Origin of the sequence: Streptomyces macrosporus (assembly GCF_039533145.1) — a bacterium.
Classification (GTDB): Bacteria; Actinomycetota; Actinomycetes; order Streptomycetales; family Streptomycetaceae; genus Streptomyces; species Streptomyces macrosporus.
In genome coordinates this window covers 213,740-229,095 of sequence record NZ_BAAASZ010000023.1, presented here as the reverse complement: position 1 = coordinate 229,095, position 15,356 = coordinate 213,740, and the positions used below count along the sequence as shown (strand labels likewise).

Genomic DNA, 15,356 nt, shown 5'->3' with positions numbered 1-15,356 from the left:
CCCGGGCGCGGCGGGCGGGCGTGGCGCCGCTGCTGTGCGCGCGGCGGGCCGCGGCAGCGGCGGGACGGGTCGTACGGCGGCGGACGGTCGTGGGGCCTCGTCGCGCGCCGGGGAGTCGGTGCGCACGACGGTGCGGTGCTCGGTGCGGATCTCGCGCTCGTGCCGGACCGTCTGCCGGCCCTCCCCCCGGTGGGCGGCCGGCCGGGGCGCGGCGGGAAGGAACGGGTCGGCCTCCTCGGGCCGGAGATCGACGTCCCGCGGCGCGTCGACGCGCTCGAACGGTCCGGGCAGCCGCGGCCGTACCCGGGCGCGGCCGTCCGTGCCGCCCGGGCCGCCGTCCGCGGTGGCGACCGCGGGGACGTACCGGGTCAGCAGCCGGTCGAAGTGGTCAGGCATCCGCACACAGCTCCAGGTAGTAGCGGCGCCGCAACGGACTGAGCGCCAGGATCTCCGGTTCGGTCCAGCCGTAGGCGCCGGCGAGCAGGTGGACGTCGAGGAGCACGTCCCGCGCCCAGGCGTCGAGTTCGGCCCACAGGTAGGAGGCGATGTCGAGTTCGGCCCGGGTCGTTCCGCCGCACTCCGGGCAGGAGACCTTGAGCGTCACGTCGGCGGCCGGGTCGGCCTGTTCGGCGGCTTCGGCGACGCGTCGCAGCACCGTCTCGGGCAGCTCTCCGGGCAGCCGGTCGGCGGGGACCGGCTCCCCGGCCCGTTCGGCCGAGACGACGCAGCGGGCGATCAGCAGGGACCGGGCGGACCCGCCGTCGGTGCCCGGGGCGGTCGCCTCGGCCACGGCCGCGAGGTCGGCGACCGTCGGCAGGCGGAACTCGACGTTCCAGTCGTCTTCCGTCACCCGCAGCGGCCCGTCCCGCCGCGGCCGCTGCGCGGCGAGTCCGTCCGTGCCGAGGTCGAACTCCATGGCCTCGCCGCACGGTTCGCACTCCACCAGCACCTGCATCCGTTCGCCGAACAGCGCGCGGCGCAGCGCGAACAGGTCCGCCTCCCGCTCGCCGACCGGCACCGACAGCAGTTCGTCGTCGCCGGCCTCCGGGCGGGCCGCGCGGTGCAGCAGGAGGGCGCGGCCGGGGCCGGATCGCCCCAGCCCCGCCTCCCAGACGGCCAGCAGTTCCGCGGGCCCGGTGATCGCCATGCGCCGGACCGTCCGCTCAGGCGGGGTTGGTGAACGACGGCTCGGTGGGCTCCGGCACCTCGTAGTCCCGCTCCCAGCCCTCGCACTCCAGCTTGAGGCTCTGGATGGCGACCGCGTTGGCGTTGGCGTCCAACTCGCCCAGGATCTGGTACTCGCTGGGCCAGGTCCGGTAGAGCTTGTGCGAGACGGCCACCTGTCCGGCCTCGTTGAGGACCTGGATCACGATGTCCTTGCGGAAGTCGGCGAGCGACACCTCGGAGCCCAGACCCGCGCCGACCTGCCACACCTTGTTGGCCCAGCGGTCGAACTCGGGATCGTGGGTGACACCGCGTTCGAGTGTGATGCCCTCGAATTCGGAGCGGCCCGGGGACTTGCGCGGTGTGCTCGGGTCGCCGCCGTGCCGGTGCTTGACCACCTCGGTGGTCCTCTTCAGCGGGCTGATCTTGCTGACTCCCGCGACCGTGCGCCCGCCCCACAGCACCAGGAACTTGAAGTTCTTGTAAGGGTCGAAGCGCTGGGCGTTCACCTGAAACTCAGCCATCGGATTCCTAAATCTCGAACTGTCCGGCCATCTGCTGGATCTTGACAACCACGAACTCGGCGGGCTTGGCGGGAGCGATGCCGACCAGCACGTTCACCACTCCGCGTTCGATGTCGGCGTCCGTGGTGGTGTCCTTGTCGCACTTCACGAAGTACGCCTCGCGCGGGGTGGTGCCCTTGAAGGCGCCCTGCCGGAAGAGCGTGTTCAGCCAGGCCGAGGCGTCGAGCCGGATCTGTTGCCACAGCTGCTCGTTGTTCGGTTCGAACACGACCCACTGCAGGCCGCGGTACAGGCTCTCCTCGACGTGCAGCGCCAGCCGTCGCACCGGTACGTACTTCCACTCGCTGCCGAGCGCGTCCGCGCCCCGCAGGGTGCGCGCTCCCCAGACGACCGGCCCGACGACGGGGAGGGCGCGCAGGCAGTTGACGCCGAGCGGGCCCAGCAGGGCGTTCTCGCGGTCGGTGAGCCGCACGCTCAGCGAGTGGACGCCCGCCAGCCGCGCCTCGGTGCCCGCCGGCGCCTTCCACACGCCGCGCTCGGCGTCCGTGCGCGCGCAGACGCCGGCGATGGCGCCGGAGGGCGGGAAGGAGCGCAGCCGGCCCGTGAGCGGGTCGGTCAGCTGCACCTGCGGGAAGTACAGGGCCGCGTGGTCGTCCCGCACGGGGTCGAAGGCGTTCAGGCCGGCCCGTGCGCTGTCGACGTCGACCCAGGAGCCGGGCGCGTCCACGAGCAGGAAGATCCGCCGCTCCCGGCAGAGCGCCTGCGCGGCCGAGATCACCGTGATCATGTCCTCGGTGGACTCGTAGGCCGCGAGTTCCGGCAGGGAGAGGAGGTTGACGTCGTCGACGTCGCGCAGTGCCTGCAGTCCGGTCTTGGCGGCCTCGTCGCCGATGACGTCGCGCGGGCCGGGCGGGTCGCCGTCCACGCCGCCGGACAGCGGGAACACCGGCGGGTTGACGGTGGCCTCCAGGCCGAGGTCGTTGGCGCACTCGCCGATGAAGCGGACGGTGTCGTCGGGGTCGGTCGAGCCCGCGACGACCTGGAGTCGACGGCCGAAGGCGGTGACCTCCGCGCCCGCGAAGGCCCGCTTGCCGGGCGCGTCCGGCAGGGCGCGCAGCTTGCGCTCCAGGAGCAGGGCCAGTTCGGTGACGGTCCGCGGCGGCTCGCCGTCCCGGTCGGGGTCGTGGAGGGTGAACTCCCGCTCGACGTCGCCGATCTTCACGGTCAGGTCGACGGCGAGGTTCGGCAGTTCCTCGGCGAACGGTTTGGAGACCGTGCCCGACGGGTCCGGCCTGCCCTCGCCGACGACGTCGACCCTCACCAGCGCGGAGCCGGCGTTGACCACGGTCTCGACGTGGCGGCCGTGGTCGGGGTCCATGGAGAGCCCGGTGAAGGTCTCGCGGGTGCTGCCGTCCGTGTCCAGGACCCGCAGGTTGAAGGTCTCGTCGGGGTGGCGGGTGTCGTGGTCGACGGCCAGGCGCAGGCGGGAGCCCCAGACACCGGGTTCCTTGGCGTGCACGGTCATGACGGGGCAGGCGTTGTGCCCCTCCGTCGACTCCAGCGTGACGCGCGCCTCCTCGCCGGTGCCGGCCGCGGCGACCCGTACGACCACCGCCACGGTGCCGCCGTTGCCGAAGAACTGGTGGACGGCGTAGGAGACCGCGCTCTGGGCGGTGAGCCCGCCGAAGCGGCGCTCGAAGTCGGCGAAGCTGGTGATCCGCACCGGCTGGTTGAGCGGGCCGCGACGGGTGTGGCCGACGAACGCGGTGACCGAGGTGGTGACCGCGGAAATGGTGCGGACGCTGCTGGGAAGTTCCTCGATGTAGACGCCGGGATGGCCCATGTGCACCGGCTTTCCCCTCCATTCCCTTCGGGCACCAAGAGATGAGGAGAAGGGGTGAAGAAATGGTGCGCGAGCAGCGTCGCGCTCGGCACGCGTTGTTCATTTCCCCCGTCGCACACGCCATGCGCGGTCGGTTTCGCATGGCCAAGCCGAGTGGCTCGCAACTCCTGATGCGTGAGTTCCTCTGGGAGTGTCGATCGCCTTTACACGGAGCGTCAAGGAGAGGTTTCGGTCATCCGGGGTCGCCCGATCTCCGGGCGCGCGACATCCTCGAATTTTGCCGATGCCGGGGGATTTATGGCGACGAAAAAATATGCCCATAAGATCAACGCCATGCATGATCGGCGCTCCCGGGCGTCAATAATAAGCCGAATACGCGGCACCCTCGGCGCGTCGCTTTGCGATCAGCGCGACGAGTATGGGGCGTTTCCCGGCTGCGGAATCGGTACAGCGGAACGGCGGGCGGAAACGACCTTGACCGGATCGGTGGCACGGCCGGCGCCCGTGCCCCGGCGCTCTCCGCGCTACGGCCGGTGCCCGAGCGTCCGGAGGGGGACACGGCCGTCTGGCCGGACGTCCTCACCCTCCCCGGCACGCCGGACGCGCCGGCCTTCCACCGCGAGGTGGAGCGCTTCCTGTTGCGCGCCTTCGACGGGGCGCACGCCCTGCCCCGTGTCGAGTGGTCCAAGGGCTGGGCCCACACCGACCGGGCGGCCTGGGACGATCCGGAGGTCGTCGGCACGGTGGTGCCGGCCTCCCTGCCCGGCTGGGACGACGCGGTGGCCACCCTGGACCGCCTGGACCCGCACCGGATGTTCTCCAACGCCTTCCTCGACCGGCTGTTGACATGACGGACCGGCCGGGCCCGTGCGAGCGGGACCGGCCGGTCCGGTGGCGGTGTGCGCCCTGAGGCCGCGTCAGACGAGCCGGGCGTCCAGGGTGATGTTCTTGACGGCGGCGAGGGCCTGGCTGACCGGGCAGTTGGCCTTGGCGTCCTCGGCGGCCGCCCGGAACTCCTCCTCCGACACTCCGGGGACGGTGGCGCGGACGGTCAGCTTGATGGCGGTGATCCCCTCGCCGGGCTGGAAGGTGACGTCCGCCTGGGTGTCGACCTTCTCCACGGTGTAGCCCTTGCCCGCCAGACCGTGCGAGAAGGCCATGGAGTAGCAGGCGGAGTGGGCCGCCGCGATCAGTTCCTCGGGGCTGGTCCTGCCACCGGGCTGCTCGGCGCGGGAGGCCCAGGTCACGTCGTAGGTGCCGATCTTGGAGGAGTCGAGGGCAACGGTGCCCTGGCCCTCGAGGAGGTTGCCTTCCCAGTGGGTCTTGGCCGTACGGACGGTTGCCATGGCGGTCACTCCTGGTGGTGAGCGGTAAGGAACACGTGAGGAACAACGCAGTTGGCGGCAGTGAGACAACTGCGACGATCAGTCTAGGCAGTGAACCGGTCGGGGCTCGGCATGCGCCACGCGTTCGACTCGTCCTCCCGAGGAGAAGAACCGGGCGCGGGAGTCCGGCGGTCACCTCCGCCGTGCCACGACCAGCCGGCAGCGGGGGCTGCCGTCCGACCGCCGGCCCAGGTCCTCCAGGGGCGTGGTCTCCACCTCGAACCCCGCCTCGGCCAACTCCCCGCGCACGTCGGGAAGGCGGAACGTGCGGTAGTACATGACGAACCGGGGACGCCACAGCGCGTTGCGCACGCGCATCACGGCGTCGAACCCCCACAGCGTCCAGTAGAGCCGCGAGCCGACCCGGGGCGGCGCCGCGACGGGGAAGGCGAACAGTCCGCCGGGCCGGAGCGCCGCGTGCACCCGCGCGAACAGCGCGGGCCGCTCCTCGGGCAGGAAGTGTCCGAACGCCCCGAAGCTGACGGCCAGGTCGACCGACCGCTCGAAGGGCAACCGCAGGACGTCGGCCCGCACCCAGTGCACCGCCGGCCCGTCGGGGGTCGCGGGGACGGTGGAGCGGGCCACGTCGAGCATGCCCGCGCTGAAGTCCACACCGACGGCCCGCCGTTCGCACAGCCGCCGCAGGACGCCCACGCCCGCGCCGGTGCCGCAGCAGACGTCGAGCCCGGTTCCGAACGGGCCGAGGGGCCGGAGGGCGCGGGTCACGGCCTCCAGCACGCGGTCCGACGTCCGGAACGGGGTCAGGTCGAACTTCGGTGCCAGCAGGTCGTAGCCGCGCTCGACGGACGAGAGGGCCTGCACGGTGAGCTCGCGGAAGGTCGGGCCTTCGGGTGAGAACATGACGACCACCGTAACGACCGTGCCGCGGCGGGACTCGGGGGACGTTCCCACGGGCCGCGCGGCGGTCCGAGCAGGCCCCTCGACGCCCGCCGTCCTCCGCGCACGCCCCCGTCGGCGGCAGGGTGCCCGGCCGGCGGGACGCGAGCGCCCCACCCGTGTGCCCGTGGCTCAGGACCGGTCGTGGAGACGGCGGTGCAGGTCGCGCACGCGCTCCGCGAACTCGGGAACCGGGCCCTCGACCGTCACGCCGGGGGCGACCTCCCGGATCGGCAGCATCCGCACGGGCGGCGCGGGCACTCCCAACTCCTCCAGCCAGGAGGCCAGTTGCTCGGAGGAGGTGGCGTAGACGATGCGGCCCAGGCCGACCCAGCCGTGCGCGGCGGCGCACATCGGGCAGTGCTCGCCGGAGGTGTAGACGGTGGCCGCCGCCCGCTCCTCGGGGGTCAGGTGCGCCGCCGCCCAGCGGGCCAGTTCGAACTCCGGGTGGTGGGTGCGGTCGCCGCCGGCGACGCGGTTGTGGTCCTCGGCCAGGACCGTCCCGTCCCCGCCCACGAGCACGGAGCCGAACGGTTCGTCGCCCGCCTCCAGCGCCTCGGTCGCCAGTTCCACGCAGCGGCGCAGGTGCCGCAGCTCGGCTTCGTCCACCATGACGGCCTCCCGGAGTGTGATCTCGGGCGGATCGTAGGCGCTCGGGCCCTCCCGGCGCACCTCGGCGCACCCCGCCGGCCCGCGGGCCGGGCACCTCCCCGCGGGGTCCGCCTTCGCGGACGCCGTGGCGCCCGCCCCCGGGACCGCCCGTCCGTCCGCTCGCTCCGCCCGGACCGCCGCCCCGGTCCGGGCGGAGCGAGCCGTACGGCGGGCCTCCCACCGGACGGCTCCCGCCGGCCGAACGGCTCCTACCAGATGGCCTCGACCCACTCGGGGTGGTCGATGAACGGGTTCCGGTTGTGCTGGTACTCGCTGTGGACGACCTCGTTGCGGTTCCGCTCGAAGGCGTCCGGCGGGTCCTCCTGGTGCCACCGCTTCAGGACGCCGAGGCGGCCGTGGTACGGGGCGGAGCCGTTGCCGACCCGGTCGTTGGGCTCCAGGTCGGGGAACCCGTCGTCGCCCTCGTAGCGCACGGCCATGTAGAGGATCATGCGGGCGACGTCGCCCTTGACCGCGTCGCGGGGCTCGAAGCTGTCGGAGTCGGTGTAGTTGCCCGGGGCCCCGCCGACCGCGCTGCCGCCCTCGTCGAAGTCCTTGTTGCCACGGATGCTGTTGACCCGGACGTCCGCGGGACGCAGGTGGTGCAGGTCGGTGCCGGGTCCGGCGGTGGTGCCGAAGTCCCCGTGGGACTTGGCCCACACGTGCTCGCGGTTCCAGTCGCCCACGTCCCCGCCGTGGTCGGACTTGGCCTGGGAGCGGCCGGTGTACAGCAGGATCACGTTGTTCGGGTTGGCGGGGTCCTCGTCGGTGTCGCCGAGGGCGTCCCAGACCTGGCTGTAGGAGAGCCGGGTGTGGTCGTCGACGATGTCGTGGAGGGCCGCCTTCAGGGCGGTGCCGGTCTTCCCCAGGGCGGGTGCGTAGTACGTGTCGTCGTAGGAGGCGACGCTCCGCACGGCGGCCGGGCCGGTGGGGGCGGGGGCGGCCGAGGCGGGGAGGGTCAGGGCCGGCAGGGCGGCCACGGCCAGGGCTATGCCCCCGGCCACGGAACGGCGGGAACGGGACATGAGGGGCTGTCCTCTCCAACGCGCCCCGGGTCGCGGGGCGTCGGCGGTCGTTCGGTCCCCCGGAGCCTGCCACGGCGTCATGTTCCTGCCAAGATCGGTCATCGGGCACTCCGCCACAACACGGGCCGCGGCACCGTCGATCGTCGCCCGCCGTTCACGGCACCGCCTCTCGGGGAACGACGTCGGAACGGAGTGTGACCCGATCACGGACACGCCGTCGCCCGACCCGCCGGCGCCCCTCCGCCGCCGTGACGGCGGAGGACCGGCCCGGGCCCGCCCGTGCCGCCCACGGGCGATGCGGAGCAGACTGGAAGAGGACGGTTCCGAGTGACTCGGGCGACGTCCCGTCCCACCGTCACGACGGCCACCGCCGCCTCGGACGAAAGGTGTCCGACATGACCACGAACCCTTCGCGTGAGTCCGGCCCCGGCCCCTACGCGGCCACCCCCGTCGGCCGGGGTCCGCAGTCCTCGCAGGAAGCTCGGCTGCTGGTCCTGGAGTCCCAGGTGCAGGCCCTGGCCGAGGCCGTCCGGGTGCTGACCCGGAGCCTGGAGCAGCCCCCGCCCCGGGACGTCTCCCTGCCGGAGGAGGCCGCCCGCGGCGCCCGGCTGGCACACGAGATCCTGCTCGCCCAGGGCCTGTAGCCCATCCCGACCGACGACCTCGGAGACGGCATGACGAGCACACGGGGACGCCGACCGATCGTGGTGGGCGTGGACCCCGACCCGTCCCGCCGCTCGGCCCTGGCCTGGGCCGCCGACGAGGCGGCCCGGCGCGGCCTGCCGCTGCGGCTGGTGCACGCCCAGGGGATGACGACCGGCTGGTACTGGTCGGGGGAGTTCCGGACGGGCCGGGAGCAGTGGGAGTTCCGGGAGGGCTGGGAGAAGGTGGCGCGCGACGCGGGCGACCGCGTGCTGGAGGAGGCGGTCGCGTTCGTCGGGAACCGGCATCCCGGGGTGGAGGTCTCCCGGTACCTGGTGGACGGCCACCCCGTGTGGGCCCTGCGCGAGCAGGCGCGGGACGCGACGATGGCCGTGGTGGGCTCCCGGCACCTGTCCCGCACGGAGGAGTTGCTCGGTTCCGCCTCCGTGAGCCTGCCGCTCACCGCGCACGCCCCGTGTCCGGTGGTGGTCGTGCCGGAGCCGGAGCACGTCACCCAGCGCCCGGCGTACTTCGTGATCGGGGTCGACGGCAGTCCGGACTCCGCCACCGCGATCGACTTCGCGTTCGAGGAGGCGTCCCTGCGCGGGGCGGAGCTGAGGGCCCTGTACGTGTGGCGTCCGCCGCGGCTCGGCGTCCTGGACCTGAGCGCGGCGGAGCACGAGGGCCGCCGTGTGCTGTACGAGTCGGTGGCCGGCCGCACCGCCGACCACCCGGAGGTGGTGCTGCGCCACGAGTTCGTGCGGGGCCACCCGGTGCAGGTCCTGACCGAGGCGTCCGCCCACGCCCTCGGTCTGGTCGTGGGCAGCCGGGGGCACGGGGGCTTCGCCGGCATGTTGCTGGGTTCGGTGAGCCAGGGAGTGCTCCGCCACGCCCGCTGCCCGGTCTTCGTCGTCCCGTCGCCCGGCCGGCGTGCCGCGTAGGGCCCGTGCCCGGGACCGCCGGTCCCCGGATGCGCGGCGGGGCCGACGGAGTGACGATGGAATGACGACGGCGTCGGTCCGAGGCGTCGGCACGGGAGGCCGGGCTCCGCGGCACGGCCGCCGCGCGGTTCGGGCACGGTCCGGGCACGGGCGCACTCGGGTGCCGACCGTCGACGAGCGCGAGCGGCCGGTTCCGGGCCGGACCGCACGGCGGCCGTGCCTCCTTCCGCTCCGCGTTCCGTCCCGCGGTCCCGCTCCGCGCGGACGGGCACGGAGCCGCCGTTCGATCCGGACCCGGGGCCCGAACACGAACCCCGACGCGAAGGGGGCAGGGCATGAGGGTCCGTGAGTACATGGTGTCCCCGGCGGTGACGGTCTCCCCGGAGACCTCCGCCCGGCAGGCCGCCCTCCGCATGCGGCAGGAGGCGGTCGGCTGTCTGCTGGTCGTGGTGGAGGGAGAGCTGCGCGGGATCGTCACCGACCGCGATCTGGCGGTGCGCTGCCTGGCCGGGGAGTGCTCCCCGCAGACCCCGGTGTCGGAGCTGATGACGTCGTCCGTGGTCACGTTGGAGACCGCCGACGACATCGCGACCGCCTACTACGCGTTCCGCAAGTCCGGTGTGCGGCGGCTGCCGGTCCTGGACGGGCGCGGGCGCGTCGTCGGCGTCCTCAGCGTCGACGACCTGTTCCTGGACGTCTTCCAGCGCCTGTCCGACCTGCTCGGTCCGGTGGCCTGGAGCGTCCTCCACGAACCGCCCGAGCCGCCCCGGCCCTCCGCCGCCCTGCGGCCCTCCGCGCGGCGTCGCTGACGTCGGTGACGGGCGGCGGGTCGGCCCGTCCGGGGCCGGGGCCGGTGGGGCGGCGAGGTGCCGGTGTACCCGCCGGAGCGCCCCGTCCCCCTCGTGGAACGCTCCGGTCGCTGCGGGACGCGATCCGGCGGAGACTGGAACCAAGCCTCTCCACGACCGAATCGGGAGCACGGGGACAGCAGGGCATGACACGCGACCGCACACCTCCGGCCGGCCAGAGGCGCTGGTCCTCCTTCCTGCCCGCCGCGGTCGTCCTCGCCGCGATCGTCATCGACGTCCTCATCCCGCTGGGGACCAACGTGTTCCCCCTGCTGGCGGCCGCGCCCGTGCTGGCCTCCCCCGTCTACTCCCTGGCGGGCACGATCGCCACCGGGGTGGCGGCCCTGGCGGCCGGAACGGTCCTGGCCCACCTCGGCGGCACGGACCCGGTCTCCACCGCCTACGCCGTGCCGTTCACCAGCCTCACCGTGCTGACCGTCCTGGCCGCGCTCCTGAACCGGACGATGGCCCACGACCGGCAGCAGTTGAAGGACGCCCGCGATGTCGCCGAGGCCGTCCAGCGCGCCGTGCTCCCCACCCCGCCGAAGCGCATCGGACCGCTGGACGTGGCCGTCCGGTACCGGGCCGCCGCCCGGGAGGCCGCGATCGGCGGCGACCTCTACGCCATCCGCCCCACCCCCCACAGCGTCCGGCTGCTGATCGCCGACGTGCGGGGCAAGGGACTGCAGGCGGTGCGGACCGTCAACGGGCTGCTCGGCACCTTCCACGAGGCCACCGCCCGCCTCCCCGACCTGCCCGACGTGGTCGACTGGCTGGAGGAACGCGCCCAGGAGATCAAGGCCGAGGAGGTGGGAGGCGTCGAGTCCTTCGTCACCGCCGTCGTCGTCGACGTCCCCGCCGACGGCTCCGCGCTGCGCGTGGTCAACCTGGGGCATCCCGCACCGCTCCTCCTCCACCGGGGCCGGGCGCGTCCACTGGACCCGGCCGTGCCGGCCCTGCCGCTGGGCCTGGGCGACCTGGGCCCCGTGCGGGCGCCGGTCGAGCGGCACCCCCTGCCGCCCGGCGCGACCCTGCTGCTGTTCACCGACGGCGTGGTGGAGGCCCGCGACCGCCGGGGCGTCTTCTACGACCCCGTGCCGTTCCTGTCCCGCCCCCTCCCGGCGGAGCCCGACGCGATCCTGGACGCCCTCCTCGCCGATCTGGCCCGGCACACCGGAGGACCCCTGGACGACGACGCCGCGCTCGTGGCCGTCACCCGCCGACAGGACACCTCGGGAGGCGGCTGACCGCGGTCGTCCGGCGACCGGCGGACGGGATCACCGGGGGTCGTCGTGGGGGCGTGGGGGGGGGAGCCGGCGTGGGATCAGCGCTCGGGGTCGGCCTCGTCGGCCCGGTAGGTCCTGGTCCAGGTGGCGCCGCACCGGCAGCGGGACAGTTCGATCAGGTCTCCCTCCTCGGAGACCTCCAGGCCCTGGTTGATGCGTACGTGCACGTGCTGGCCCATGGCAGACCGCTCCTGATCGACGAGTGCTCGTCCGGCGGTGAGGCGGGGAAGCGAGACGGGAAAGGGCTCTCGTCGCCGTCGGGACGGGAGGAGGACCTCGGCCCGCGGCCTCGCGCCGGTGTGGGGACGGCCTCATCATCCACGGCCGCCTCACCGCGACAAAGGGCGCAGATCACTTTTTCCCGGGAACAAGTGGAGCCCGGACGGCGCTGTCCCCTGTGCCCCCGGCTGTACGACCAGGAGAGGAAGGGCGTGGGAACGGTGCAGGAGACAGGACGAGCGCGACTCCACCCGACCGGCGAGGAGCCGGTGGTGACCTCCTGCGGCCGGAGGATCATGGTGAAGTGCCTGCGGCTGGCCGCGCCGCACTCGCCGATCAGTCGGGTCACCCTGGACCTGGGCCCGGACCGCGACGGCGCGCCCGGCACCTGGGCCGCGCTCACCTCCCACGAGGCGCGCGAACTGGCACGGCGCCTCCTCGCGCAGGCCGCCCTCGCCGAACGCGACGCGTCCCGGGGCGGCCGCTCGGCATGACGCGCCGATCCGCCGACCCGCCGTCCTGTCGCCCGTTCCCGCCCCCACTCCCGAGGACGGCCGTGCGGCCGCGCGCCGGGTGCCTGGTGGGGGGCGGGACGGACAGGTCGGCTCAGCAGGCCGTCACGCGCTCGTACCAGTCGGGGCCGGTCCGGGCGAGCGAGGTGACGGTGTAGGTGTTCCACAGGCCGAGGAGGTCGCCGGAGCCGACCGCGTAGGCGTAGCCGTAGCGGACGGTGGCCCGGCCCGCCTGGACGTGGGCGTCGTTGTTCGCCGTGAAGCAGGCGGACGGCTCCGGGTCGCCCGGGGTTCCGGGGTCGTCCGGGTCCGGGACGGCGCCGCCCAGACCCCAGTCCGCGGTGATGTGCGCCGTGGAGCACGTCACGTCCGCGGCGTACGCGCCCGTCGTGCCGCAGCCCTCCGAGGGGCGGACCGGAACGGCGTGCCCCATGCCCGAGACGCGGTAGTCCCGCACCACCGTGCCGCCGGAGCCCTCGTACGTCTTCCGCGTCACCCCGCCCGGCAGCGAGGCCGAGCCGTCCGCCGTGGCGTCCGTGCCGTGCACGTTGGTCCACTGCTTCACCGACTCGCCGGCGTTGGCCGGGACGACCGTGGTGTCGGAGGTGCCGTGCCAGATCGAGACGGTGGGCCAGGGACCGCCGTATCCCGGGTACTGCTTCCGAACGAGGTCGCCCCACTGGGCGGCGGTCTTCGTCGTGCCCGGGTTCATGCAGCCGAACGCCTGGACCATGCTCGTGGCGCAACCGTGCGGGACGCCGGCCAGGATCGCGCCGCCCGCGAACACGTCCGGGTAGGCGGCCAGCAGGCTCGCGGCCATCGCGCCGCCGCCGGAGAATCCGGCGACGTACACGCGGGACGGGTCGGCGTCCACCGCGGCCACGGTGTGCGCGACCATCTGGCGCAGCGACAGCGCCTCGCCCTGTCCGCGGGCGGTGTCGCCGCTCTGGAACCAGTTGAAGCAGCGTGAGGCGTTGTTGGCCGTCTCCTGCTGCGCGGCGACGAGCGCGAATCCGCGCGCGTCGGCGTACGAGCGCCAGCCGGAGCTCGTCGCGAAGCCGGTCGCGTCCTGGGTGCAGCCGTGCAGCACGAGGACGACGGGGGCGTTCGCGGGCAGGTCGTCCGGCAGGTAGCGGTACATGGTCAGCGCGCCCGGGTTGGTTCCGAAGCCCGTGACGCGTTCGTAGTCGGCGGCTGCCGCCGGGGTGGCGGACAGCCCGGTGAACGCCAGCGCGAGGATGCCCAACAGCACGCCCGCGCGGCGCAGGAGGGTCGTGGCTCTCATGGGGGGTCCTTCCCTGTGAAAGGGACCTGACAAATGAGGACCCTCGCACCGTAGGGCCGTGACGCAGGTCACTCGAAGATGTCGGAATCACAGGTCCACGACCGCGCGGATGGCGTCGACCCACATTGCCGGACGGCACCGGAGCACGACCTTCCGCCGGAAGGACTTCACCCGTCCTTCGAGGGGCGTTCACCCGGCGAGGTGGTCGCGGCCGTCCGGAGAAATCACCGACCGGCGTGCGGACTTGGGCCCGGTGCGCTGTTGTGCACCCGCCTTGACCCCCCTTCACCGATCATGGCAGGGTCTCCCCATGCCGACCGGCGAGCGCCTTGTCTCCAGACACCACGTGGACCTCCTCCGCGTGGCGAGCGCGCTGTGTCGCCACGGCGGTCGCTGACGGCCGTCCGGCGTCCCGCCCGGGAACCGCGCCCTTCCGCGCACCCCGCTCCAGGGAACCCGACGGAAGCGTCCCGCACGTCCTCACGCGGTCTTCCCCCACGTCCCCCGCTCCGGCCCGACGCGGTCCGCGGACGCACGTCGCGTCCACGCCCCCGTCGGACCGAGCACCTCGTCCGCGCCGGGCTTCGGCTTCCGCTTCCCCCGCCGTCGGCTCTCCGCCGGCGGCCGGCCTCGCCCCGATCCCCCCCGTCCCAACACGTCTCGCTCCCTCAACGGAGGAATGTCATGAACCAGCCCATCGACGCCGTCACGGCGGGCCACGGAACCGAGCCGGAGACCGGCGACGCCCCCGACCGCGCCTGGTCGTTCGAGACCAGGCAGGTGCACGCCGGCACGGCCCCCGACCCGACCACCGGCGCGCGGGCGGTGCCGATCTACCAGACCACCTCGTTCGTCTTCAACGACACCCGGCACGCCGCCGACCTGTTCTCGCTCGCCGAGCCCGGCAACATCTACACCCGCATCCACAACCCCACCCAGGACGCCTTCGAGCAGCGGGTGGCGGCCCTGGAGGGCGGCGTCGCGGCCGTCGCCCTCGCCTCCGGGCAGGCCGCCGAGACCCTGGCGATCCTCACCCTGGCCTCCGCGGGCGACCACCTGGTGTCCAGCGCCTCCCTCTACGGCGGCACCTACAACCTCTTCCGCCACACCCTGCCCAGGCTGGGCATCGAGGTGAGCTTCGTCGAGGACCCCGACGACCTCGACGCGTGGCGGGCCGCGATCCGGCCGAACACCAAGGCCCTGTTCGCCGAGTCGCTGGGCAACCCGCGCGGCAACGTGCTGGACATCGCCGCGGTGGCCGAGGTGGCGCACACCGCGGGCGTGCCGCTGATCGTCGACAACACCGTGCCCACCCCGTACCTGCTGCGCCCGCTGGAGCACGGGGCGGACGTCGTGGTGCACTCGGCGACCAAGTTCCTCGGCGGACACGGCACGACGATCGGCGGCGTGGTGGTGGACGGCGGGACCTTCGACTTCGGCGCGCACGCCGAGCGCTTCCCGGACTTCAACGAGCCCGACCCCAGCTACCACGGGCTGCGCTACTGGCCCGACCTGGGTCCGAGCGCGTACGCGGTGAAGCTGCGGGTGCAGCTGCTGCGCGACATCGGTCCGGCGATCTCCCCGTTCTCCTCGTTCCTCCTGCTCCAGGGGCTGGAGACGCTGTCGCTGCGTCTGGAGCGGCACAGCGCCAACGCCCTGGCGCTGGCGCAGTGGCTGGAGGAGCGCGACGAGGTGGAGGTGGTGCACTACGCGGGGCTGCCGTCGAGCCGGTGGCACGAGGCCGCGCGGCGCTACCTGCCGCGCGGCGCGGGGGCCGTGCTCTCCTTCGAGCTGCGGGACGGCGTGGACGCGGGCAGGCGGTTCGTGGACGGCGTGGAGCTGTTCAGCCACCTGGCGAACATCGGCGACGTGCGGAGCCTGATCATCCACCCGGCCTCGACCACGCACAGCCAGCTCTCCCCCCAGGAGTTGGAGGCCACCGGCACCACGCCCGGGCTGGTGCGGCTGTCGGTCGGGATCGAGGCGCTGGAGGACCTCAAGGCCGACCTGGAGGCGGGCTTCCGGGCCGCGAAGGGCGCCTCGTCGTGACGGACGCGCGGCTCACCGGGCGGACGGCGACCGAGCGGCGGCCGATCCCGCTGCCCGGCCCGTCCGCTCCCGCCGGCGGCCGGCC

The 15,356-nt window shown here is 73.7% G+C and carries 16 protein-coding genes and 1 pseudogene; 7 read left to right on the top strand and 10 right to left on the bottom strand.

Annotated features, from left to right (window positions below; all coding sequences use genetic code 11):
* The 4 genes and pseudogenes from ABD335_RS16555 to ABD335_RS16540 form a co-directional block, all read right to left on the bottom strand.
* Positions 1-396 (bottom strand): annotated as a pseudogene (locus tag ABD335_RS16555) (hypothetical protein); the annotation flags it as partial.
* On the bottom strand, positions 389-1,147 hold the full coding sequence (locus ABD335_RS16550) for a T4 family baseplate hub assembly chaperone (RefSeq protein WP_344323545.1): 759 nt from the start codon (positions 1,145-1,147) through the stop codon (positions 389-391). The gene ABD335_RS16550 and the pseudogene ABD335_RS16555, both read right to left, overlap by 8 nt.
* A 16-nt stretch (positions 1,148-1,163) precedes the next feature.
* Complete coding sequence (locus ABD335_RS16545; protein WP_344323543.1) at positions 1,164-1,688, bottom strand: phage tail protein; 525 nt, start codon at positions 1,686-1,688, stop codon at positions 1,164-1,166.
* 7 nt (positions 1,689-1,695) lie between these two features.
* Positions 1,696-3,531: a phage tail sheath C-terminal domain-containing protein gene (locus ABD335_RS16540; protein ID WP_344323541.1), complete on the bottom strand. Its 1,836-nt coding sequence runs from the start codon at positions 3,529-3,531 to the stop codon at positions 1,696-1,698.
* A gap of 533 nt (positions 3,532-4,064) precedes the next feature.
* Here ABD335_RS16540 and ABD335_RS16535 point away from each other — a divergent pair.
* Positions 4,065-4,382 carry a cholesterol oxidase substrate-binding domain-containing protein gene (locus tag ABD335_RS16535; RefSeq protein WP_425583653.1) on the top strand — a complete coding sequence of 106 codons (318 nt, stop codon included), beginning with the start codon at positions 4,065-4,067 and terminating at the stop codon, positions 4,380-4,382.
* A 66-nt stretch (positions 4,383-4,448) separates the two neighbouring features.
* Here the strand turns inward: ABD335_RS16535 and ABD335_RS16530 are convergent, their stop codons facing one another.
* The 4 genes from ABD335_RS16530 to ABD335_RS16515 all read right to left on the bottom strand — a co-directional run bounded on the left by ABD335_RS16530 (position 4,449) and on the right by ABD335_RS16515 (position 7,489).
* Complete coding sequence (locus ABD335_RS16530) at positions 4,449-4,877, bottom strand: OsmC family protein (RefSeq protein ID WP_344323539.1); 429 nt, start codon at positions 4,875-4,877, stop codon at positions 4,449-4,451.
* A gap of 171 nt (positions 4,878-5,048) precedes the next feature.
* Positions 5,049-5,777, bottom strand: coding sequence for a class I SAM-dependent methyltransferase (locus ABD335_RS16525; RefSeq protein ID WP_344323538.1), 729 nt, complete (start codon positions 5,775-5,777; stop codon positions 5,049-5,051).
* Between the two features lie 168 nt (positions 5,778-5,945).
* On the bottom strand, positions 5,946-6,425 hold the full coding sequence (locus ABD335_RS16520) for a nucleoside deaminase (protein ID WP_344323536.1): 480 nt from the start codon (positions 6,423-6,425) through the stop codon (positions 5,946-5,948).
* A 248-nt stretch (positions 6,426-6,673) separates the two neighbouring features.
* On the bottom strand, positions 6,674-7,489 hold the full coding sequence (locus tag ABD335_RS16515; RefSeq protein WP_344323534.1) for an endonuclease I family protein: 816 nt from the start codon (positions 7,487-7,489) through the stop codon (positions 6,674-6,676).
* A 395-nt stretch (positions 7,490-7,884) separates the two neighbouring features.
* Here ABD335_RS16515 and ABD335_RS16510 point away from each other — a divergent pair, with 395 nt between their 5' ends.
* The 4 genes from ABD335_RS16510 to ABD335_RS16495 all read left to right on the top strand — a co-directional run bounded on the left by ABD335_RS16510 (position 7,885) and on the right by ABD335_RS16495 (position 11,167).
* Complete coding sequence (locus tag ABD335_RS16510; RefSeq protein ID WP_344323532.1) at positions 7,885-8,133, top strand: hypothetical protein; 249 nt, start codon at positions 7,885-7,887, stop codon at positions 8,131-8,133.
* A gap of 30 nt (positions 8,134-8,163) precedes the next feature.
* The gene (locus tag ABD335_RS16505) at positions 8,164-9,072 is read left to right on the top strand and encodes a universal stress protein (protein ID WP_344323530.1); all 909 of its coding nucleotides are present in this window, start codon (positions 8,164-8,166) and stop codon (positions 9,070-9,072) included.
* Between the two features lie 335 nt (positions 9,073-9,407).
* The gene (locus ABD335_RS16500; RefSeq protein WP_344323528.1) at positions 9,408-9,881 is read left to right on the top strand and encodes a CBS domain-containing protein; all 474 of its coding nucleotides are present in this window, start codon (positions 9,408-9,410) and stop codon (positions 9,879-9,881) included.
* Positions 9,882-10,066: 185 nt separating this feature from the next.
* Positions 10,067-11,167 carry a PP2C family protein-serine/threonine phosphatase gene (locus tag ABD335_RS16495; protein WP_344323526.1) on the top strand — a complete coding sequence of 367 codons (1,101 nt, stop codon included), beginning with the start codon at positions 10,067-10,069 and terminating at the stop codon, positions 11,165-11,167.
* 77 nt (positions 11,168-11,244) lie between these two features.
* Here ABD335_RS16495 and ABD335_RS16490 read toward each other — a convergent pair whose 3' ends face one another.
* Positions 11,245-11,385 (bottom strand): hypothetical protein, encoded by a 141-nt coding sequence (locus ABD335_RS16490; RefSeq protein WP_344323524.1) that lies wholly within the window; start codon positions 11,383-11,385, stop codon positions 11,245-11,247.
* A 252-nt stretch (positions 11,386-11,637) separates the two neighbouring features.
* On the opposite strand from ABD335_RS16490, the gene ABD335_RS16485 reads away from it, so the two are divergent.
* Complete coding sequence (locus ABD335_RS16485; protein ID WP_344323522.1) at positions 11,638-11,919, top strand: hypothetical protein; 282 nt, start codon at positions 11,638-11,640, stop codon at positions 11,917-11,919.
* 112 nt (positions 11,920-12,031) lie between these two features.
* Here ABD335_RS16485 and ABD335_RS16480 read toward each other — a convergent pair whose 3' ends face one another.
* Complete coding sequence (locus ABD335_RS16480; RefSeq protein ID WP_344323520.1) at positions 12,032-13,222, bottom strand: extracellular catalytic domain type 1 short-chain-length polyhydroxyalkanoate depolymerase; 1,191 nt, start codon at positions 13,220-13,222, stop codon at positions 12,032-12,034.
* 684 nt (positions 13,223-13,906) lie between these two features.
* Here ABD335_RS16480 and ABD335_RS16475 point away from each other — a divergent pair.
* Entirely contained in the window at positions 13,907-15,271 is a 1,365-nt protein-coding gene (locus ABD335_RS16475; protein ID WP_344323519.1) for a bifunctional o-acetylhomoserine/o-acetylserine sulfhydrylase, read from the top strand.
* Positions 15,272-15,356 lie beyond the last annotated feature (85 nt).